Source organism: Streptomyces sp. NPDC059169 (genome assembly GCF_042755225.1).
Taxonomy (GTDB): domain Bacteria; phylum Actinomycetota; class Actinomycetes; order Streptomycetales; family Streptomycetaceae; genus Streptomyces.
Genome location: NZ_JBHZCF010000022.1, coordinates 1 through 20,941, shown reverse-complemented (window position 1 = coordinate 20,941; position 20,941 = coordinate 1). Strand labels below are relative to the sequence as shown.

The following is a 20,941-nucleotide window of genomic DNA, read 5'->3' as shown; positions in this document are numbered from 1 at the left end:
GCGCATCGATGACCACGACCCTGATCTTCGCGGCGGCGCTGCTGACGGCGATCGGCCTCCTGGCCGCACTCAACCTGTACTTCGCCGGCATGGCGTGGCTGGTCCTGTCGCCCGTCCTCTATCCGTTCGCCCGCTACCCGGAGTCGGGCACGCTGCTCACCTTCGACCGGGTGTGTGTGGGAGCCCTCGCGCTGGCGCTCCTGATGGGCAAGATCCGCCGACCGCCCCGCGCGCCGAGTGTGCGCTCCTTCGCCGTCGCAGGAGTGGTCTTCGCGGCGCTCTTCCTGGCCCGCTGCCTGACGACCAGCCCCGACGTGCTCAGCGCGCTTCAGACATTCATCGACGCCGTGCTGCTGCCCTGCATCGTCTTCGCCGTCTGCCGCAACACGGCGGACACCCGCAGGAGACTCCGCGCATGGGCAGCCGGGCTGATGGTGTGCGGAACGCTCGTCGCCTTGCTCGGCATCACCGAGCGGCTCTTCGCCTACGAACTCGCCTCGCGCAGCGGAGGATCCGCGCGGGTGGACCACGAGATCGGCGGGATCGTCAGGGTCTCCGGCCCCTACTCGGTGCCGGAGGTCTACGCACTCGTCCTGGCGCTGACACTCGCCGCGACCGTGTTCTGGTGGACGAGCGGACGGGTTCGCGACAACCGCCGAAGGGGCCTTGTCGATCTCGTGGGTCCCGTGCTCGCCGCCGTACAGATCACGGGCATGGCCATCTCGCTCTTCCGCGCGGCCTGGGCCTGTGCCCTGTTGATCCTGGTGCTCGGATTCGGTCTGCGGAGCAGACGCCGGATCAGGCTTGCGGTCGCCGGTGTCGTCGTGGCCTTCGGGGTGTCGATCCTGCTGATGCCCCTGCAGAGCAGTGACATGTTCCGCGAACGTGTGGGCAACACGGACAACGTCGCCGGACGGTTGGCCACCCACAAGGTGGGAATCGAGATCTGGCGCTCCGCCCCGGTCACGGGCGTGGGAATCCACCAGTTCATCGCTGCCCAGCGACAGACGAGCCAGCAGCAGGTGTGGGGCGTCAGGTCGGTGGACTCGCCGCACAGCTCGTTCCTCGCCACCCTGGCGGAACAGGGAATCGTCGGTTTCACGGCTCTGATCGCCCTGTGCGCGTACGGTGTCCGGATGCTGCGGCGACTCGGCGAGACGTCCCGCGGTGATCCGGTGCTCGAGGCGCTGCGCGCCGCTGTCCTCGCCGGTGCATCCGCATACCTGCTCTTCTCCGTCGAGTTGACCATGCTTCCGCTGGGTCCGAGCAATGCCGTTCTCGCGGTGCTGCTCGGACTGGGAGCCGCGGCGATCGAGCACGGCCGCGCACCCACCGGGCCGGACAAGCGCACGGCGGCCACTGAGCACGGAGCGGTCGGACCCGTGCCCGTCGAGGCCGTGCATTGACCACCGATCCCGCCCCTGTCGTCCTCGCACCGGGGCTGAGGTCGAAGGTACGGGCTGCCTGCTCGTCCACGACGGTCCGCCAGGCTGCGAGCTTCGCCCTGTCGAGCATGGTTCTCGGCGGTCTGGGCATGGCCACATCCGCCGTGCTGGCCAGAGCGCTCACGGTCGACGACTACGCGAGTTACTCGTTCAGCAAGCAGGTGCTGCTGTTCACCGCGATGTTCTTCGAGTTCGGGCTCTTCCTGCCCGCGGCACGCCGAGCCGCGGCGGCAGGTACGGACGTGACGGAACGCCGCAGGGTCACCGGCGCGGCCGCCATGCTGTTCGTACCGGTGGCGGTCGCCTTCGCGCTCACCGTCCATGTGCTGTCCTGGGGTGTCGACGCCTTCTTCGGCGTTCAGGCGGGGCCGAGCCTGAGGCTGGTGGCTCTCGCCTCCATGGGTTACCCCTTGGACTTCGTCTGTCTGCAACTGGCACAGGGGCTCGGACGACTGCACAGCTACTCGGTGGCCGCGGTGTCCTCGAAGGTGTGCTGTCTCGTTGTGCTGGCGACCATGGTGGCGTCGGGGGTACGTCTCACCTCGTCAGGGGTCCTTCTGGCGGAGGCTCTCTTCCTGCTGGCCGGATGGGTGACGCTGCTGGCGTACCTGAGGCCGCTGTTCGGCGGACTCCGTGACGCGTTGACGTGCTTGGTCCGCGACGCTCGCGACTACGCGTTCTCCGCGTACGTGGGCCGGGTGCTGAGCATGGGCACGTACCACATGGACACGCTCATGCTCGGCGCGCTCAGCGATCCTCGCTCCTTCGCCTGCTACATGATCGCCCTGTCGCTCGCGTACACGGTCGGACTACCCGGCTCGGGCCTGGCCACGGCGCTGTTCGCTCGGCTGGCCGTGCAGCCGTGTCTGCAGGCACGCTGGATTGCCGCTGTCCTGGCGGTGAGTGCCCTGCCGGCCTTGGTCCTGAGCGCGGCGGCCGAGCCGTTGGTCCGGCTGGTCTTCTCGAGCGCGTTCCTGCCGGCGGCGCACCTCATTCCCGTTGTCGCCGCCGCACAGTTGATCAACGCCGTCACCCGACTGTTCAACACCTTCCTCGCGGCGCACGCTCTCGGCAAGGACCTGCGCGCCGCGGCGATCGCGCTCACGGTGTCGAACCTCGTCCTCAACGTGATCCTCATCCCGTGGTTCGGAGCCGCGGGCGCGGCATGGGCGAGCGTCGTCGCACTGTCTGTCAACCTCTTCGTCCACGTCGTGCGGTATCGGCGGGCTGTTACAGGGAGGGCGGGTACGGTCCTGGCCGGCGAGGTCGCCGCTGCCGCCGGCGGCACCGCCGGCCGATGTCAGGACGAGACCACCGGCCGGTAGTCACGCAGTGCCGCGCCCACCTGTGCGTCACCTCCGGCATTCTGCTCCCACCACACGGCCGCGCAGAACAGCCCGAAGACCGCCAACCCGCGCTCGCGTTCACCCTGAAGATGTTCCGACACGAATCGGTCCGCCACCGACCGGTCGAAGAGTTCGTCGAACAGTGCGGAACGCCGGACGTGCGGCCACAGCCGTGCTCCGTGCTCCCGGAGCAGGGAGCGGACCGGCGCGCCGAATCCAGTCTTCGAGCGGCGTGCCACGAAGTCGGGAACTCCGGCCGCCCGTGCCGCTGATCTGAATCGGGCCTTGCCGTCACCGAGCCGCAGTTGATCTTCCGGTCGCGTGGCGAGTGCGGTGGCGACGACCGGTTCGCCGAGGAAGGGCACACGCAGTTCCACACTGGCCCGCATGGACGCGCGGTCGCCGTAGAGCAGGTTCAGTCCCGGCAGGAAGAGTTTCCGATCGCATTCCGCGACGGCTCCGAGAGGACTGGCTCCTGCCGCGAGCAACGGATCCGCGATGGCGTGATGAGCGCCCGTGACCTCGTCGAGCTCCACCTTGGGTGCCAGGTCCCGCCATTCTGAGGCGGTGAAATAGGCCTGTCCGGCCCACGTCCAGTCCCGCGGGCTCAACGCGCACATCCGGCCGAACTTGTCCGCCCGTTCACGGAACCTGGGTGAGACCGGCCGGAGTGCGGCCCGTCCGAGAAGACGCCGGCCGGACTCCGGAATCCGCTGCAGCAGTCGCACCGCCTGGTAGCGCTCGTATCCAAGGAACAACTCCTCCACGCCGAGCCCGGACAGCAGCACCGTCGCTTCGCGTCCGGCGGCGCGAGCGAGGCGCATGAGAGCAATGGCGGCAGGATCGCCGAACGGCAGCTCCATGGCCTCCACCAGCTCCGGGATCCGCTGCAGCACGTCGACGTCGAGGTCGACGTGCTGCAACGTCATACCGAGGTGCCGGGCAACCCGCTCGGCGTACGGGGCATCGTGCTCGAACGGCTCCGCCGAGCCGCGGCGCGGCGCGCGATCACGCGCGGTGAGGACGGGACCGCTGAAGCCGATCCGGGACAGCTCCACACCCAGCCAGGTGCTGTCCAGTCCCCCGCTGAGGAGCAGCCCGACGGGAACGTCAGCCCTGACCTGCCGCTCCACCGACTCGCGGACCGCCAGGGCGATGTCGGCGGCGGGCTTGGGCGGTCCGGCGAGCCACAGCGGACGGGGCTGCCCGTATGCGGGTGCCCGGAGGCTGTGAACGGTGCCTGCCGGTGCCGCCCGCACGCCTCGCCAGCCTGTCCTCGGTGGAGGAGTCCACAAGAACATCGCTCCTTGGGCGACCGCCACCGGATCGACCTCGTCCAGCAGACCGATGCTGCGGAGCGGCGCGATCTCACTGGACAGGGCGACGACGCGGGACGAGGTGTCCGACGCGACGTACAGGGGTTTGATTCCCAGCCGGTCGCGTCCGTACCGCACGCGTCCGTCGGGCAGGATCTGGGTGAATGCGAACATGCCGTCGACGTGGTCGAGCAGTTGGAAGGCGTCCGGCTGGAGCAGCAGCTCGTGGAGGATCTCGGTGTCTCCGGCGGTCGTGAACCGGACGCCGCGGGAGCAGAGGATCTCACGCAGTTCGGGAGCGTTGTAGAGCTCCCCGTTGTAGACGAGGACGCCCCGGTCCGCGGTGCCGAACGGCTGGTCGCTGCGCGGGTCGACGTCGACGATCGCCAGTCGGCGAAAGTGCAGCGACGCATGCCAGTTCGCTCCGGAGAGATCCAGGTGTCCACACGAGTCCGGGCCTCGGTGCGCGATCGCCTCGCACGGGTCGCAGCTCTCGGCGCCGCGGTTCAGAACGACCACGAACCCGCACATCGCGCGTCCTCCTTCGGGCTCGTCGCCGGAAGTGCCGGCAAGGCGACCGTGCTGTGTTCACTCATGCGTGGTGCGGTCCGGCCGTACCGACGGGCTCCTGACGCGCGGCGGCTTCTCCGTCCGCGCACACCTCCTCGGGCCCGGGCTGCCTGCCGGCCGGCAGCGCACACCCGAGGGCCGCGGCGAGCGCGCGGGTCGCGGGAGCGATCTCGGCCCGCCCGTCCCGGGTCATGGCCTCCGCGGCCCGGCAGGCAGCGAGGGAGCTCCACAGGGCGAGCCGGAAGTCGGCATCGGGCACGTTCTCGCCCCGGAGCAGCCGGGCCAGAGCCGCCATTTCGGCGGCGTGCCCCTTGGAGGCGCCACGGAACACGGACTTCGACTCCTTTCCGCGCTTCCACAGCGTCAGGGAGGCGAAGTCCTCGATCCTCGCGGCCAGACCGTCACAGGCAACCTCGATCAACTCCTTGGGTGCCCCGGGCGGCGTGGAGCCGCCGTACACGATCGACGCGGTCGACGCGTCCGAGTAGACGAGATGCAGGGTGATGCTCTGGGCACGTACCGGGTCCCGGGTGTCGGCTCCGACCGCCGACACGCTCACGGGAAGGCCCGGCGCGAGGAAGCCCGCTGTGTCGATGAAGTGGCAGACCTCACCGAGCAGCCGACCGCCCTGCCGGGGATCGAAGTACCAGTGGTCGTCCGGAAGCCGGCCGGCGAAGACGCGGTACACGATCTGCAGCGGCGCCCCTTGCGGAAGCGCGGCGCGCAGTTCCTGCACGGCCGGGGCGAACCGGCGGTTGAATCCGGCGAGTGCGGGCGCACCGGACCGTGACCAGGCATCCGCCACGCTTTCCAACTCGTCCTCCGTCAGGCCCAAGGGCTTCTCGCAGTACAGCGCGATTCCGCGACGCAGCACCTCCGCCGCGTAGTGCCCATGGCTGTCGTGGCGGGACAGCACCATGACGCAATCGGCGTCTTTCGACCCGAGGCCGTGCTCGGCACTCTCCGCGACAGTGTCGAACCGCCAACGCCTGGCCTGCTGGACGGCGGTCAGGCCCCGGGCGCTCGCCAGCCAGGAGAAGGCGACGCCGGGCTGCCTGCGCACGTGAGGAAACAGCATCTTGGTGGCGAAGTTGCCCGCGCCGATCGCGGCGATCCTCGCTGTTCCGGAAGGACGCGACCACTGTGCGGGCTCAGGTGGAGCCGGTGGCGGGTCGGTCACCTCCGCTGTCCCCGGATAGCGCAGCAGCAGGGCGACGCGGCGCTCCGGCCGCCCGGTGTGAAGGGCGCGGTACGCTTCGGCGGCGTCGTCGACGGCGAAGACGTGCGGCTGGAGACTCTCCAGGTCCAGTGAGGGCGCGAGCCTCAGTACCTCCGCCAGATTGCGACGTTCCGTCCAGGGCACATAGCCCTCCGGGTACGGCTGGCCGGCTTCCTCGAAGCGGGGGTCGTAGCGCCCGGGGCCGTACGAGCGGGAATATCGGACCGTCAGTTCCTTGTGGTAATAACTCGACCGCGGCGGGGCGACCTTGACGTCCCCGACGACCACGACGGTGGCCCTGTCACGCGCCAGGCTTCCGGCCAGTTCCACCGGATCGGTGCTGGTTGTCGCCGCTGTCACGAGAACCGCGTCCGCCTTGACGCCGCCCCAGTGACGCGCGACGGTCCCGGCGAGGTCCTCAGTGTCCCGCGTATGGGCGGCGATCCCGATGCTGCGGGTGGCCTCGACTGCTTCAGGATCCCGGTCGACACCGACCGTGTCGTAACCGTAGGAACGCAGGAGCCGGACGGTGAGCTGGCCCACGAGTCCCAGGCCGATCACCACGATCCGGGAGCCGGGAACCGCTTCGGCCTGGTGGATGCCCTGGAGGGCGATCGCCCCCACGGTCGCGAACGCCGCCCAGCGGTCCTCCACGCCGTCCGGTACGGGGACGACGAGGTTGCGCGGCACGGCGACGATCTCCGCGTGGGAGGCGTAACCGGCACCGCCTGCGGCGACACGCATCCCGGGGGCGATGTCGTCGGCCCCTTCCCCGACCGCGATGACCTCGCCCGCGCAGGAATAGCCCAGTGTCATCGGCCGGTCGAGCCGGTCCTGGACCATCCGGTAGGTCTCGGCCACACCCAACTTCCGCGCTGTGTCGAGGACCTGTCTCACCTGGTCGGGTCGCTGGCGGGCCTTTCCCACGATGCCGCTGGCGCCCGTTTGGACTGTCGCCCGTTCGGTGCCCGCACTGATCAGCGAGTACCTGTTGCGGATGAGTACCGCTCCCGGCTGGATGACGGGAGGCGGAATATCGGCCACGCTGATCGAACCGTCCCGGGCCGATAGCAGTACTGCCTTCACTTCAAGCACCTTTCGGTGGAGGGGACGGTCTACCGGCCCGCCCGAGTTCGGTGTCGTCCGGTGCGGCACCCGCCGCGGCGAGTGCCCGGTACAGGTCCGTCAACGTCCTGCTCTCGGCCTCCCAGGAGTACTCGCCGCGTACCTTCTCGGCGTTCCTTCGGAACGTCGCCAGCTCATCGGCGGCTTCTCGCAGGGCGGTGGCGACCGACGCAGGACTTGCCGGGTCGAACAGTGCCCCGACCGGACCGACGGAGTTGTCGAGGACGACCCGTCGGACCTCTGGAAAGTCACTCCCCACCACGGCGAGGCCCGCCATCAGGTACTCGAAGAGTTTGTTGGTGTCCCCGAGATAGCAGTTCAGATGAGCGTTGGTGAGTGCCACGACGCCCACGTCGGCGCCTGCGGTCCAGGAGAGGAGGTCGTCGACCGGAACCGGGGGCAGGATGTGGGTCCGTTTCCCGATCCCGGAGGCGTGAACCAGGTCCCGGAGTTTCCCGACCGTCGTCTCGCTGCCGAAACCGATGATCACCCAGTGCCAGTCCGGCAGACCGCGCAATGCGGCGGCGACCGTGTCGAAACAGCGGGAATCCAGGTAGAACCCCCCTTGGAAGATCAGGACGAGCCGGTCCCGAGGAATGCCCAGGCGTGCTCGCAGATCCTTCCGTTCCGTGTGCGAGTCCGGTGTCCGGGGATAGTTCCCGATGACAACGGGACGTCCGCCGTGCAGTTCGTCGAGATACTGCGCGCGCGAGGGGTTGGTGGTGATCCTGGCCTGCGCGCGTCGCCAGACCAACCGCTCCCACGCTTCCACCAACCACCGCACGGGGCCCTGGTGCATGCAAGCCTCGAGTTCGTGCGCGTCGTACACCAGCGCGGCACGGTGGCGGGCGGCGACGAGCAGTCCGGGCAGACTGAGATGGAGGTTGTGGCAGTGCACGACGTCCGGCCGTGCCCGAGCAATGAGCAGCGAGGCGCGCACGAGGCCGAGGACGGCATGGGCCAACCGCAGCGGCTTGGGGAGATTCCGGGCGGGGAACGGAAGTACGTCGTAGTGGACGCCTTCCTCCACCCTTCTGTCCCGGCGGCGGATTCCGGAGTCGAAGCCGACGACGAGCACGGTGTGCCCGTCCGCCGCAAGCGCGGCGGCCTCCCGTTGCACACGCGCATCGCTCCGGATGTCCGACACGACGGCCATGAGGACCCTCATTCCGCGTCCTCCAACCGCCGGAACCGCAACTCCCATCGGCACGGGCCTTCGACGAACAACGTGGCCCGCAGGACCTGCGTGTCGAGGACACGGCCGTACGCGGGTGACCACGGCATCTCCTCGACACGGAAGGACAGTTCGGGGCCGGCGGTCTGGACCAGGCTCACCGCCGCTCCGTCGTCGGCGTACAGCCGGATCACACCGTCGCACGGCTGCGCCCGAACGCCTGGCGCGAGGGGAAAGCTGATCACGAGCGTGTGCGGAGCACCGCAGCCGATGTCGTCGGAGACGATCAGCCCGTCGCGGTCCAGGGCGAACCGGCGCCGGTGCAGGACCGGATCGGCGAGCCTGCGGTAACCCTCGTGGACCGCTTCGACGACCTGACGGCCCCGGGCGTCTTCGGAGCGGGCCACCACCCGAGCACGGTCCTCGTCCCGCATGGTGAAGAGAAGTCCGGGGTCGAAGCGGTTCTGCTCCTCACCGTCCACCTCCACCGTGGCGTGCGAGCGGGTGGCCCGCAGCCGGTTCCGCAGACCGGGATCCGGCGTGTACACCCCGGTACCCGGATCTGTGACGAACTCCCGGCCGTCCACGCAGAGCACGAACGACAACGTGTCATTGTGTCCGTGGCCTCCGTTGCCCAGCTGTCCCACTCCTCCGCACTCCGCAAGGCACCAGTACCCGCCGCACGTCAGCACGTACCAGCCGCCTGCCGGGAAGGACGCGGCGGGCGGCCGGGCGGGGGCCCGCCGCCCCGCCGCCCCGCACCACTGCGCCATCTCGTGCGCGGCCGTCTCCTCGGGTGTGCTCGGGTCGCTCACGGCCGGGGCGGCGGCGATGACCGGCGAAGCGTCCCGCGCGTCCCGGGCGGACTGCAGGCCGACCACGAGACCGCCGTCGTCGTCCCCCACAGCGGGGAGCAGCCCGTCCGGTTTGGTGAGTACGGCCAGGGCCTCGACCGCCGAGAGGAAGCGGGCTCCGGTGTCGGGCCGGACAGGAATGCCGAGGCGCCGCAGCGCGAGCAGGCCGATGAGGGCCAGCTCGGTCGAGAGGCGGTGGTAGCCGATGGACGCCTCGAAGTTGGACCCGTCCTCGTGGAACTGTTTGAGGATCTCCCGCTGCAGTTGCCTGCTGCCGAGGCGGAGCCAGAACCGGCCTGTGCGGCTGTGGCGCAGCGCCCCCCCGATGTGAACCAGCCCGACGAGGTCCGCGAGGTAGTGGTTGCTGGTCAGCCGCGGGGTGTATTCCAGGTTCGCGAGGATGAACCAACCGTGGTCACGGAGTGTGCCGCCGACCAGCTCCGTGAATTCCGGGTCGTCGAGGATCTCGGCAGCCCAGACCAGATTGGTGGCGCGGATCCCGGCCTCCATCGCGTTCGTCCAGTTCGGTCCCGAGCCGACCGGATTGGCATCGGCCCAGGAGCGCAGCAGCCTCGTCGCGCCGTTCCTGTACCGGGAGTCGTCGGTGTAGGTGTACGCGCGCGCCAGGGCCACCAGCCACTGGAGACGGCTCACCTCCCACGGGACCTTGATGTCCGCCCGTCCTGGCACAGGGCCGAGGGACCGGTGGTGACAAGCGGGCCAGGTGAAGTCGTGCACCGGGTCGTGCTGCCAGCCCGGGCCGTCCGTATCGACCGTCAACGTTCCGTACCCGAGCACGGTGAACCTGCCGTCGAGCGCGGCGTCCGCCTCGCGCAGACACGCCTCGAGTTCCAGACCCGTCGGCGCCGGCTTGGGCCGGGCCGATCTGTCCGGTCCGAGTACGAACGGCCGCCACGGCTCGGAAGGTGCCGGACGCGGTCTGGTCATCCGGTCCCGTCCGTCGGCGAGTACGCGGCATCCCGTGCGCAGGAGCCGCCAGCCCGCCTCGGCGGCCAGTACGCCGGCGGGAAGTCCGGCCGCGACGGCGGTTCGCCGCCGTAGCCGTGCCAGGCGCGGAGACCGGGGTTCGAGGCGGTCGGCGTGGTCAGCCCGCTTCAACGGTGCACCTGCCCAGCATCCGGTCGGTCAGCTCGTCCGGCGGAACTCCTTCGATCCAGACGCGGTGCCACAGGGCGAAGTTGAGGATCGTCCACAGAGCCCACTCGTTGCGCGCACGCCCCGCCTGGTGGTCGGCGACCATGCCGACGAGAGTCTCGGCACGGAAGTAGCGCCGCATCGCCGGGGCGGAGAGGAGCTCGAGGAGCACCTGCCCCATGGGCCCTCGCAGCCAATCCCCGATCGGCGCTCCGAAGCCCTGCTTGGCGCGGTTGGTCACGCGCTCGGGTACCACGTCGGCGAGCGCCCGGCGCAGCACCACCTTGGTCCTGCCCTCATCCAGTTTGTGCTCAACGGGCAGCCGGTAGGCGAATTCCACCAGCTCCGGGGCGAGGAACGGCACACGGGCTTCCACGGAGTGCGCCATCGAGAAGCGGTCGATCCGCATGAGCAGCAGTTCGGGCAGACGCACGGAGAACTCGTGGTGCTGGGTGTCGAACGCCAGGGTCTGCGTCGGCGTCTCGTCGTCCTTCGCCTCTGCCGGTGTCCACGGGGAGTCGTACCGGCCCGGCACGAGCAGTGACGAGCGCAGCGACGCGGGCAGCCCCAGCGGGTAGTGCATCGGAAGCTGTCTGCCGCGCGCGGCTCCGACGAGGGCGTCGAAACTCCGTCCGCGACGGGACGCGGGTACCAGTCGGGGAAGCATCCGGCGGGCCGGACCGGGCAACCTTTGGAACGCCCGCAGCTCGCGCTGCCGCCGCAGGGATCGAACATATGCGGGATATCCCCAGAACAGCTCGTCGGCCCCTTCACCTGCCAGGACGACGGGGACATCACGCTGCCGCGCCAGTTCGCAGACGAAGCCCAGCGGCATACAGACAGGGTCCGCGAGCGGTTCGTCCTGGTGGTGGACCATGGCCGCGAGCGCCTGAAGCGCGTCCTCGACCGACACCGTCACCTCATGGTGATCCGTGCCGAAGTGCCGGGCCACCCAGCGTGCCTCACGTCTCTCGTCGAGTGCGTGTGCTCCGTCGAAGCCGACCGAGAACGTGGACGGGCGGGCGACCTGGTCCCGCATCAGGGCGACGAGCGCGGTGGAGTCGAACCCCCCGCTCAGCAGCACGCCCACGGGCACATCGCTCATCAGGCGGGCCTGCACCGACTGTGCCAGCAGGTCCCGCACGCGTGACGCGGCCTCCCGCAGCGACACGTCGAGGAACGTTCGGGGCTCGGTGACGTTCCGGAACCGCCAGGTGCGGACCCCGGTCGCGTCGCACGACCCGGCCGTCCCCGGGGGCAGCTTGCAGATGTCACGGTAGAGAGTGTTCGGCGACGGCACGACAAGGTGAGCGAGGTAACTGTCCAGGACGCCGGTGTTCACCTCCGCCGTGACCCGCGGATGCGCCAGGATCGCCTTCGTCTCCGAGGCGAACAGAAAAGTGCCGTCCTTGACGGTCCAGTAGAAGGGCTTCTCGCCGAGCGGATCCCGGGCGAAGAGCAGACGTTCCCGTTCCGGATCCCACAGAGCAAAGGCGAACATGCCGGTCAGATGCTTCACGCACTCATCGCCGTAGTGCCGGTAGGCGTGGATGATCACCTCGGTGTCGCAGTTGGTGCGGAAGCGTGCCCCGCGGCACTCGAGACGCCGGCGCAGGACCCTGTAGTTGTAGATCTCTCCGTTGAACACCAGGCACTCACCGCGCTCGCCGGACATCGGCTGCGCGCCTTGGGCAAGATCGATGATCGCCAGGCGCCGGTGCCCCAGGCCGACCCTGCCGTCCTGCGTCACGTGAACCCCTGCGCCGTCCGGGCCGCGATGACCGAGCATGTCACGCATCCGCGTGACCGTTTCGGGCAGGACGTTCCCCACCGCACGCCCGTACTCGAATACGCCGGTGATGCCACACACGGTCAGTTCCCTTCCGCCGCCGCACAGGAGGCAGGCAGCGGCAGCCGTGCGAGAATCTGCTCGGCGCGCCTTTCCCAGGTGTGGTTCTCCAGGGCGTCCCTTCGGGCCCTGACGCCCAGCTCCGCCCCACGGTCCGGCATGGCCAGCACCTGCGCGACTCCGCGGGCGAGGTCCGCCGGATCGCCCGGCTCGGTGAGCACCGCGGTGACGCCGTCCTGAAGGATCTCGCCGATCTGGCCCAGCCTGCTGGCTACGATCGGTCTTCCCAGCGCCATGTACTCGAACAGCTTCGTCGGCGAGCCGAAGAACGGGCCGCTTCCCGCCCACTGGTGGGGAGAGACCAGGACGTCACAATCGGAGAGGACGCGAAGGGCTTGTGGACGGGGCAGGCTGCCGGACCACGTGATGCGGTCGTGGACGCCCAGCCGGCGGGCGAGCCGCTCGCAGTCGGCCCGCTGATCCCCGTCGCCGACCAGGACGAACTCGACGTTCGCCGGCAGATGCTGCAGGCTCCTGACGGCCGTCTCGACACCGTGCCACGGACCGAAGCTGCCGATCCATCCCACCACGGCCCGTTCGCGGGGCGGCACCGGTGTAGGTGCGGGGACGGAGTCAGGATCCACGGCGTTGGGCATCACCGCCACGGTGGCCGAGTCCGCTCCCATGTCCATGGCCATCTGTGCCGCCCCATGGGACACCGCGGCAACGAGGGAGGCACTCCGGACGGAATACCGCTCCACGCGGGTGCCGATCGTCTGGAACAGCCGGCTCAGCGGAGCGTGCCGATACCAGTTCCGGTTCACCCAGACGTCGGAGGCGTTCCACTCGAGCACCATGGGGACGCCCAGTTCACGGCTCACATCGGCGCCGGCACGGCTCAGGAAGGCGTTGCGCTCGTACACGAAGGCGGGCGGCATGCGACGCGCGGCGGCAAGGGCCGCACGGCGCATGGGTTCGTTGGCCGCGATCCGGGCGGACTCCCTGGTGAACCGGGCGCCGCGGGGCAACGGCGCCGCGACCTCAACCACGTTCACCGCGGATCGAAGCTGCTGAGGCGGTTCAGTGCTGGTCACCAGGACCACATGCCAGCCGAGCCGCCGGAAGCCGGAGAGGATCCCCGACACATGGCTGACCGCACCCCCGACCTTGCTCGCCCCCCCGTCCCGCCACAGCGCAAGCAGGCACCGGGACCCGGACGCCCGGCGCGGGAGGGGGACGGTCCCCTGGTAGATCCGGCTGGCCCTGAATTCGCGCAGGACGTAACCGCCGGCAGTCACGGCGTCCGCGGCACACCGGAACGTCAGCGATGCCAGGCCACCGACGCGCTCCTGCGACCCACCGCCGCTCGTGTCGATGAGGGTGCGCCGGCGCGCGGGTGCCAGCGCCACCACCAGCTCGTAGGGCGTCGCGTAGGGCCGCCGTGCCGCGTCGCTGCTGAGCAGAGCGACGCCGGACACTTCCTGCTCACGGAGTCGTGCACGGTATGCGGGGATGTTCCGGACTGCGTCGGACGCGGCCATGACGAGGACGGGTTCCTGCCCGAGCACTGACGCCGCGGTGTTCCCGGCTCCGGGCAACTGGTAACGCGACTCGGTCAGCACCGCCCACCGCTGTCGCCCGCTCGGGTCGACTCGACGGTCAAATTGTGCAGTCAGCGGAACCTCCAGTGGGCGACCTCTTGTGCAATCCGGCATACGTCAAGGTATGTGCTGAAAGGCTTTGTCTGACCGCGCAACACCGTTGGCCGGATGAATCACTGTCAGATGCAGCGAGGTGGTGATCCGCTCGGGTGACTGAGGGTATTGCCTGCCTCTGCGATCGCCTTCCGCGAGTTACGTGCGGCGGAGCGCACCGTGCAGGCCATCGGGTCCTGGTTGGGACTGTGCGACGCACCAGCCGAGTTCTGCTGGGAGCCGGTGCAGGAGGCCTTGTCCGGCGACGGTGGACTCGCCCCGCAGAGTGGCCCGGTCCGACACGACGGAAGACGCACTCCGCCTGACCCACGTCGGCGAGTGACGTGTCGGCCACGGCGGAAGCCCGACCTCTCGACGGGATCTGACTCCGTGCACGGAAGGAGACTCGCCGAAGGACAATTCCTTTCCCGAATCACCGGGCCCGGGAATTAAGCCGGTCGGCTTCCGGTCGCTAGTATCGAACTCATGGAGAACCACGCACGCGTCGCGGCAGGAACGCAGTGGCAGGAAAATCCCGCGGGCACGAATCACGCATCAGCCGCCCAAGGCACACCGGATTTCTACGAGCAGATGACTCGAACCCGGTATGCCCTGCAACCGTGGCTACCCGCGCGTTTGCGGTCATGGGCGCCTTCTGGCCGTGTCCTCGAGATTGGTTGCGGCGCCGGGACGGACCACTCGGTGATCGCGAGCATGGCCGACGAAACAGCCGCCATCGACCTGGCGCCTCGTGGCGCGTGGCTCACCCAGCGACGCCTGGATCTGGAAGGGCGACGGGGACTCGCGCAGGTGGCCGACGCCGAGAGCATGCCATTTCCGGCACAGACCTTTGACGCCGTATATTCCTTCGGCGTTCTGCATCACACCGATCATCCGGAACGGGCGGTGGCGGAGATGTGGCGGGTGATGCGGCCCGGAGGGAAGTTCATGGTCGCGCTCTACCACAAGCACAGCCTGTTCGCGGCACACAAAGCCATTGAATACGTCGTCAGGCTGCGCCGGCGTTCACAGAGCTGGCGGGACTTCCTGGCTGAACTCGAATTCGGCGCTGCTGAGATGACGCACCGCCCGCTCGTGCGCCTCTACAGTCGCCGGTCCGCCAAGGAGCTGTTCTCACGGTTTGACCAGGTGCAGGTGACTGTCGACCATCCGGCATTCCGCGGCAGTCTCCTGCCGAGATGGCTCCGGCCCTTCGGCTGGTATGTCATCGTGACCGGACGCCGGTGACCCGCTCGGGGTGCCGCTGGATGGGGTGCCGGTCCCGCAGGTGGCCCGGCAGACCGGTGCCTCGCGACGGTCCGTGTGCAAGTGGGCCGACCGGTATCACGCCGGTGGACTGGACGCGCCGGTGGACAGATCCCGACGGCCGTTTGTCTCGTCTCACCAGGTGCCGCCGAGGTCAAGGCCGTGGTAAGCGAGTTGCGCCGGTCGAGGGATGAGACGGCGGCGCATCTCCTCGGGGTACGGCGAGTACGTGCTGCGCGCTTCGGAGTGGGTGCCGTAGGAGGCCGTGATCCGCTTAACGTTTCGCCTCCGGCTCGGGGTCGCGCACTGGTGCATCCGAAACCTGGTTGTCGCGCGGTTCGGCGGGCACCGTGCAGGTGGCGTGCGGGTCAGCCGGCCGGATGCAGGAATCGCCCTTTCGGGTCGTCCCGGCTCTTCCCCGTGTGGCGCGCGCGGATAGCACGTGATCACGAGGACCATGGCGGGCGCAAACACAACAGTGAGGCCCCCGGAGGGCATGAGCTCCGCATGCTCGCGCGCGCCGTGCAGTGGCGTCTTCCATCCGAGTTGCATCGGAGTTGTGGGCGCTGCCGTGCCGCTTCTCCTCGCCCTGTGTGGACTATCGTGCCCGGTAACTGTCTCTGACCAGGCGGAGCACATGGAGTCCAGCTGTGGTCCTGTTCCTGCCGTGCCCTGCAATCGCGCGCGGGATCCAGCGACGACGGTGACGGCACGCCGTGAAGGGGAGCCGATGTGGGGGTGGTGCACCAAGTGACATCGCCCCGGGTCAGGGGGGTGGATACGGTGGGCTGCCGGATAGCGGGCGAGGAGCACGCTGTCGCAGTGGCGGTCCGTCATGACCGGTCGCTCCAGCTGCGTCAGGCACCGCGTCGGATCTCCGCACGACACCAGAGCGCCAAAGCTCGGTTCATTGCGCTGACGGTTCGTCATGTGATGTGACAGCGGAAGGGACACGGGCTGCAGGCGACCTGACATCCCAAGAGGGCCGTTGCCACGGGAACCGATCAGAGCTGTGCTCCAGGACAACGGCCCTTTCACCAGCGGGTATGGAGAGGATCAGCATGTTCAACACTGTCTCCGTCGTCGGTCTCGGATACATCGGGCTGCCGACCGCAGCCGCTTTGTCCACCAAGGGAGTCGACGTCGTCGGTGTTGACGTCGACTCGTCGACCGTCGACTTGATCAATGCCGGTCGGGCCCCCTTCGTGGAGCCCGACCTGGCTGTTGCCGTCAGTGGGGCGGTCGCGATGGGCCGCTTGCGAGCGACGCTCCATCCAGAGCCGGCCGAAGCCTACATCATCGCCGTTCCCACCCCCATCGGTGACGGTCGCGAGCCGGACCTCTCGTACGTCCGAGCGGCCGCGGAGGCGGTAGCGGGAGTACTTCAGCCAGGCGCTCTGGTGGTGCTCGAGTCGACGTCACCGCCGGGAACGACCGTTCAGTTGTCACGCTGGCTGGCTGAACACCGCTCTGATCTGACCTTTCCGCACAGCGCGGGCAACGCTGCAGACGTGCGGGTGGCACATTGCCCGGAACGGGTCCTGCCGGGCCGGATCATGATCGAGATGGTCACCAACGACCGTCTGATCGGAGGAGTGAGCGAAGCCTGCGGGACACGGGCCAAGGCCCTCTATGAGGTGTTCACCCAAGGCCAGTGCCATGTCACCGACGCCACCACGGCCGAGATGGCGAAGCTGAGCGAGAACGCTTTCCGCGACGTCAACATCGCCTTCGCCAACGAGCTGTCAGTGATCTGCGACCAACTCGGCATCGACACCGCGGATGTGATCGCGCTGGCCAACCGCCATCCACGGGTCAACATCCTGCAGCCCGGGCCGGGAGTGGGAGGGCACTGCATCGCGGTCGACCCGTGGTTCATCGTTTCCGCCGCCCCTGAACAGGCTCAGCTGATCAGAACCGCGAGGAACGTCAACGACGGAAAACCCGCCCACGTGATCGCTGAAGTGACCCGTACCTCAGCCCGGTTCAGGGATCCGGTGATCGCCTGTCTGGGACTGACGTTCAAGGCCAATGTGGACGATCTGCGAGAGAGTCCCGCCCTGCAGATCGTGACCGAACTCGCCGCCGGCGATGTCGGTCGGCTGCTCGTGGTCGAGCCGCACATCACCGAACTCCCTGGACAGCTGGCAGGGACCGGGCAGGCCAAGCTCTGCGACATGGAGTCCGCCCTGCACGAAGCGGACGTCATCGTCCTCCTCGTCGATCACGATGCATTCCGCCCGGTCAAACGGACGACACTGCGCGGCAAGGTCGTCTTCGACACCCGCGGGCTGTGGCACTGACCCACGGTACGGAGAGGGTCTACTGAACGCCAAGCTCATCAGCCGGGGCCGGCACGTGGTACGCGCTTCCGACCTCCACAACCCCTCATCGCCGCGCGTCACCTGACCTCGCGGCCCTCGGCCACCCGTTGAAGGTACTTCCGACGGGCTCGAGTCCCAGCGATCCGTCGGCCCTCACCGGGCGACGCGTGCGTCCGCGTCGCCCCCCATCGCACCCCGGAAGGGAGCCCACTCCACGGCGGGTCGGAACAGAGCGGACAACATGGCCACCGGCAACGCCACCCGACGGACCGGCAGTCGCGACAGAGGCCGTGGCGGACATCGTGCCGGCCTTCCGGCCGCCCCACGAGAACGGCCGGATCCGACACCGGTCCGACGCTTCCGGCACCGTGCGCAACCGCCGGCGGACACACCGCCCACGCGCGCGGACATCACCCTGGAGGCTTCCCCGGACCATCGCACCGGCCTCCTGAGGCCAGGGCTGCGCACCACACGGTGGCTTCCCGCCGGTGTCGCGGCGTTCACACGGTCGAGGCCACGAACTCCTCGGGGGATGCACACAGACCCATCCAGTGACCGATCGCGCTCACCACGCGGTCCGCGGCCCGGCCGTCGCCGTAGGGGTTGACCGCGTTGGCCATGGACCCGTACGCGGCCCTGTCGTGCAGCAGATGACGCACTTGTTTGACGATGCGGTCGCAGTCCGTGCCCACCAGGCGTGCGGTGCCGGCGCTGACAGCTTCCGGACGTTCGGTGGTGTCCCGCATGACCAGCACGGGTTTGCCGAGGCTGGGCCCTTCCTCCTGGATTCCGCCGCTGTCGGTCAGGATGAGGTGCGCGCGGTGCATCAGCCGGGCGAAAGCACCGTATCCGAGCGGTTCCACCAGTCGGACACTGTCCATTCCGCTCACCCACGGCAGGATCGCTGCCCGCACGACCGGATTGGGGTGCAGCGGAAGGACGATGAGCAGTTCGGGCTCCTGGCGAGCCAGGTCAGCCAGGGCCTGGCCGATGGCGTCCATGCCGCCCGCCCACGACTCACGGCGGTGCGCGGTCACCAGCAGCACCGGACGTGCGGTGTCATCCAGGTCGGCGAGGGCCCTGTCCTCGTAGCCTGCGCCGAGCGCCACCGCCCAATGCAGTGCGTCGATCACCGTGTTCCCGGTGACGACCACACGTGCCGGGTCGATCCCCTCGCGCAGCAGGTTCCCCCGCGCCTGCACGGTGGGCGCCAGGTGGATGGTGGCCAGCTGGGCTGCCAGGCGACGGTTGATCTCCTCCGGGAACGGCGCGTACCTGTCTTCGGTGCGCAGCCCGGCTTCCAGATGGACCACCGGGATCTGGTGGTAGAAGGCGGCCAGAGCTCCGGCGAAGGCCGTGGTGGTGTCTCCCTGGACGAGGACCGCATCCGGCTGCTCCTGTTCCAGCACCGGACACAATCGCTCCACCACCCTCACGGTGATGTCCGCCAGCGACTGGTGCGTGGTGAGGACGTCCAGGTCCTGATCCGGCTGGATCCCGAACAGGGCGTGGACCTGGTCGAGTAGTATCCGGTGCTGGGCGGTGACCGTGACCTTCGCTTCGAAGTCGGGTGACCTGCGCAAGCTCTCGATGACGGGAGCGACCTTGATGGCCTCGGGCCTCGTTCCGTAGACAACCATTACCTGCTTCACCCGAGTCTCCTCAACTCATCAGGTGTGCCATCAGTGCCCACTTCGCGGCCGGCCCGCCGGTCGTGCCGGTGTCGCACCACTTGCCGCCGTCGCGCCGACAGCACCGCAGAGACGCGGGCAGTGGCATGACGGTCGATGGCAAGCGACTTTCACACCGGTACCAACCCGACCGGCGATCCACACGGCCGGCGGGCGCAGCCACCCCGTCATTCACCCTGCCGCACGCAGATCTTGAGCCGTCCGGGGCGATGTTCGATCACACTGCCCCGCCACGGCACACCGCGGTTCGTACAGTGCGCTGTGGAAGCTGCCCGCGCTGGCCGACGAAGGCGAACCGGATGAAGACCGTGCTCCTGTCCCCCCGCACAGGATCCATCAGCGTCGAGGGCATCCCCGCTCCCTGTGTGGCCCCGCTCCCTGTGTGACGCCCGGGGCGGTCCTCGTCAGGAACGACTACTCACCCATCAGCGCGTGAACCGAACGAGTGACCGTCTCCACCGGCGCACAGAGCCTGATCCGCAAAGCCAGAGCCCACCTCGAACAGGTCAAGGCTGTTCTCGACACGCCGAAGAAGACGGGACTGGTCGATACCTGTCGCATGGTCCAAGACCATCTGGACCGTCCGATGCAACTCGGATACTCCTGTGCAGGCGTCATCCTGCAATCCGGTGTCGGCGTGGACGACCTGCGTTCCGGCCTGCGCGTGGCAGCGGCCCGGGCCCGGTACGCCACACACGCCGAAAGCGTCGCGGTCCCCCGCAACCTCGTCGTGCGGTACCCGACGCCGTGGAGAACCAGTGGGCCGCGTTCGCCACCGTGGGTGCGCTCGCACTCCAGGGCATCCACCAGACAGGGGCCCAACCCGGCTCCCGGATCGCGATCACCGGACTCGGCCCGGTCGGGCACATCGCGTTGCAGCTACTGCGTGCCTACGGTCATGACGGGGTCGGCATCGACAGCGACCCCCGCATGGTCGACCTGGCCGCAGCGGCCCAGCTCACCGCGTACCCGCGCGACACTGACGGTCTGCACGGACGCCTCACACGGCACTGGGGCGGCACCGGCGCCGACGCCGTCATCATCACTGCTGCGACCAGTAGCGCCGACCCGGTCGACTTCGCCGGACACCTCGCCCGCGACCGTGCCTGCATCGTCGTCGTCGGCGACGTCAACGTCCAGCCGCCGCGATCGTCCTATTACCACAAGGAGCTCACCATTCGTTACGCCCGGTCCTACGGGCCGGGCAGGTACGATCCCCGCTTCGAGGAAGACGGGCACCCCTACCCCGAGGGATACGTTCCTTGGACCGAGCGACGCAACCTCGCCGAGATCCTGCGCCTGACGGCGCGCGGCACCCTCGACCTCACCCAATTGAAACCACGTGTCTTTCCCATCGACCGGGCCCCCGACGCCTACCAGATGCTCAAGGCGTCCAGCGATACCGAACGCAGCGTGGCCCTGCTCCTGAAGTACCCCGGCACCGCCCGACTCCCCCACCAACCCACTACGGCCAGCACTGCCGCCGCCCCCTGGAGCACTCCCGGCGGCCGGGTGAGGATCGCCGCCATCGGAGCGGGAAACTTCGCCACCAAGATGCTCTTCCCTCACCTCAAACGCCACCAGGCCACCACCTTCTCGTGGATCGCCACGGCCCGGGGCTTGTCCGCCGCCCACCAAGGCCCACGCTGGGGCTTCACCACCGTCGCCGACACCCCGGACACGGGGATCGCCTCCCGCGACGCCGACTGTGTCATGGTCCTCAGTCGCCACGACAGCCACGGCCGCTACGCCGCACGCGTCCTGAGGTCCGGCACCGCCCTGTACTGCGAAAAGCCGCTCGCCCTGACCGAAGCCGAACTAGGGTGCGTTTCAGAAGTGGATCTTGATGTGTCAAGATCCACTTTGTGGGGCGGCATGATCTGACGAATGCGCAGTGGGCGAAGCTGGAGCCC

Annotated in this window: 13 protein-coding genes; 6 read left to right on the top strand and 7 right to left on the bottom strand. The window is 68.8% G+C overall.

Translation table 11 applies throughout. The annotated features are described in order from the left end of the window. Window positions 1–8: 8 nt before the first annotated feature. The gene (locus ACFXOM_RS31130; RefSeq protein ID WP_384936444.1) at window positions 9–1,406 is read left to right on the top strand and encodes an O-antigen ligase family protein; all 1,398 of its coding nucleotides are present in this window, start codon (window positions 9–11) and stop codon (window positions 1,404–1,406) included. Then, window positions 1,403–2,770, top strand: coding sequence for a lipopolysaccharide biosynthesis protein (locus tag ACFXOM_RS31125; protein ID WP_384936447.1), 1,368 nt, complete (start codon window positions 1,403–1,405; stop codon window positions 2,768–2,770). The genes ACFXOM_RS31130 and ACFXOM_RS31125 overlap by 4 nt, the downstream gene beginning before the upstream one ends. Here ACFXOM_RS31125 and asnB (ACFXOM_RS31120) read toward each other — a convergent pair. The 6 genes from asnB (ACFXOM_RS31120) to ACFXOM_RS31095 all read right to left on the bottom strand — a co-directional run bounded on the left by asnB (ACFXOM_RS31120) (window position 2,746) and on the right by ACFXOM_RS31095 (window position 13,675). Next, window positions 2,746–4,638 carry an asparagine synthase (glutamine-hydrolyzing) gene (asnB, locus tag ACFXOM_RS31120; RefSeq protein ID WP_384948047.1) on the bottom strand — a complete coding sequence of 631 codons (1,893 nt, stop codon included), beginning with the start codon at window positions 4,636–4,638 and terminating at the stop codon, window positions 2,746–2,748. The genes ACFXOM_RS31125 and asnB (ACFXOM_RS31120) overlap by 25 nt on opposite strands. A gap of 61 nt (window positions 4,639–4,699) precedes the next feature. Next, entirely contained in the window at window positions 4,700–6,982 is a 2,283-nt protein-coding gene (locus tag ACFXOM_RS31115) for a bi-domain-containing oxidoreductase (RefSeq protein WP_384936453.1), read from the bottom strand. Between the two features lies 1 nt (window position 6,983). Beyond that, the gene (locus ACFXOM_RS31110) at window positions 6,984–8,177 is read right to left on the bottom strand and encodes a glycosyltransferase (RefSeq protein WP_384936455.1); all 1,194 of its coding nucleotides are present in this window, start codon (window positions 8,175–8,177) and stop codon (window positions 6,984–6,986) included. A gap of 8 nt (window positions 8,178–8,185) precedes the next feature. Continuing rightward, a complete protein-coding gene (locus ACFXOM_RS31105; protein ID WP_384948045.1) occupies window positions 8,186–10,168 on the bottom strand; it encodes a heparinase II/III family protein in 1,983 nt (660 codons plus the stop codon). Next, window positions 10,155–12,074: an asparagine synthase (glutamine-hydrolyzing) gene (gene asnB, locus ACFXOM_RS31100; protein WP_384948042.1), complete on the bottom strand. Its 1,920-nt coding sequence runs from the start codon at window positions 12,072–12,074 to the stop codon at window positions 10,155–10,157. Before asnB (ACFXOM_RS31100) ends, ACFXOM_RS31105 begins: the two co-directional genes overlap by 14 nt. 2 nt (window positions 12,075–12,076) lie before the next feature. Then, window positions 12,077–13,675, bottom strand: coding sequence for a glycosyltransferase family 4 protein (locus ACFXOM_RS31095; protein WP_384948039.1), 1,599 nt, complete (start codon window positions 13,673–13,675; stop codon window positions 12,077–12,079). A gap of 558 nt (window positions 13,676–14,233) precedes the next feature. Here ACFXOM_RS31095 and ACFXOM_RS31090 point away from each other — a divergent pair. From ACFXOM_RS31090 to wecC, 3 genes are all read left to right on the top strand, one after another. After that, entirely contained in the window at window positions 14,234–14,995 is a 762-nt protein-coding gene (locus ACFXOM_RS31090; RefSeq protein WP_384936465.1) for a class I SAM-dependent methyltransferase, read from the top strand. A gap of 10 nt (window positions 14,996–15,005) precedes the next feature. Next, window positions 15,006–15,182, top strand: a complete 177-nt coding sequence (locus ACFXOM_RS31085) for a helix-turn-helix domain-containing protein (RefSeq protein ID WP_384948038.1) — start codon at window positions 15,006–15,008, stop codon at window positions 15,180–15,182. 892 nt (window positions 15,183–16,074) lie between these two features. Then, the gene (wecC, locus tag ACFXOM_RS31080) at window positions 16,075–17,316 is read left to right on the top strand and encodes a UDP-N-acetyl-D-mannosamine dehydrogenase (RefSeq protein WP_384936470.1); all 1,242 of its coding nucleotides are present in this window, start codon (window positions 16,075–16,077) and stop codon (window positions 17,314–17,316) included. Window positions 17,317–17,837: 521 nt separating this feature from the next. Here the strand turns inward: wecC and wecB are convergent. Next, window positions 17,838–18,989, bottom strand: a complete 1,152-nt coding sequence (gene wecB, locus ACFXOM_RS31075) for a non-hydrolyzing UDP-N-acetylglucosamine 2-epimerase (protein ID WP_384936473.1) — start codon at window positions 18,987–18,989, stop codon at window positions 17,838–17,840. Window positions 18,990–19,775: 786 nt separating this feature from the next. Here wecB and ACFXOM_RS31070 point away from each other — a divergent pair. Then, window positions 19,776–20,912 (top strand): Gfo/Idh/MocA family oxidoreductase, encoded by a 1,137-nt coding sequence (locus ACFXOM_RS31070; RefSeq protein WP_385040633.1) that lies wholly within the window; start codon window positions 19,776–19,778, stop codon window positions 20,910–20,912. Window positions 20,913–20,941: the final 29 nt, after the last annotated feature.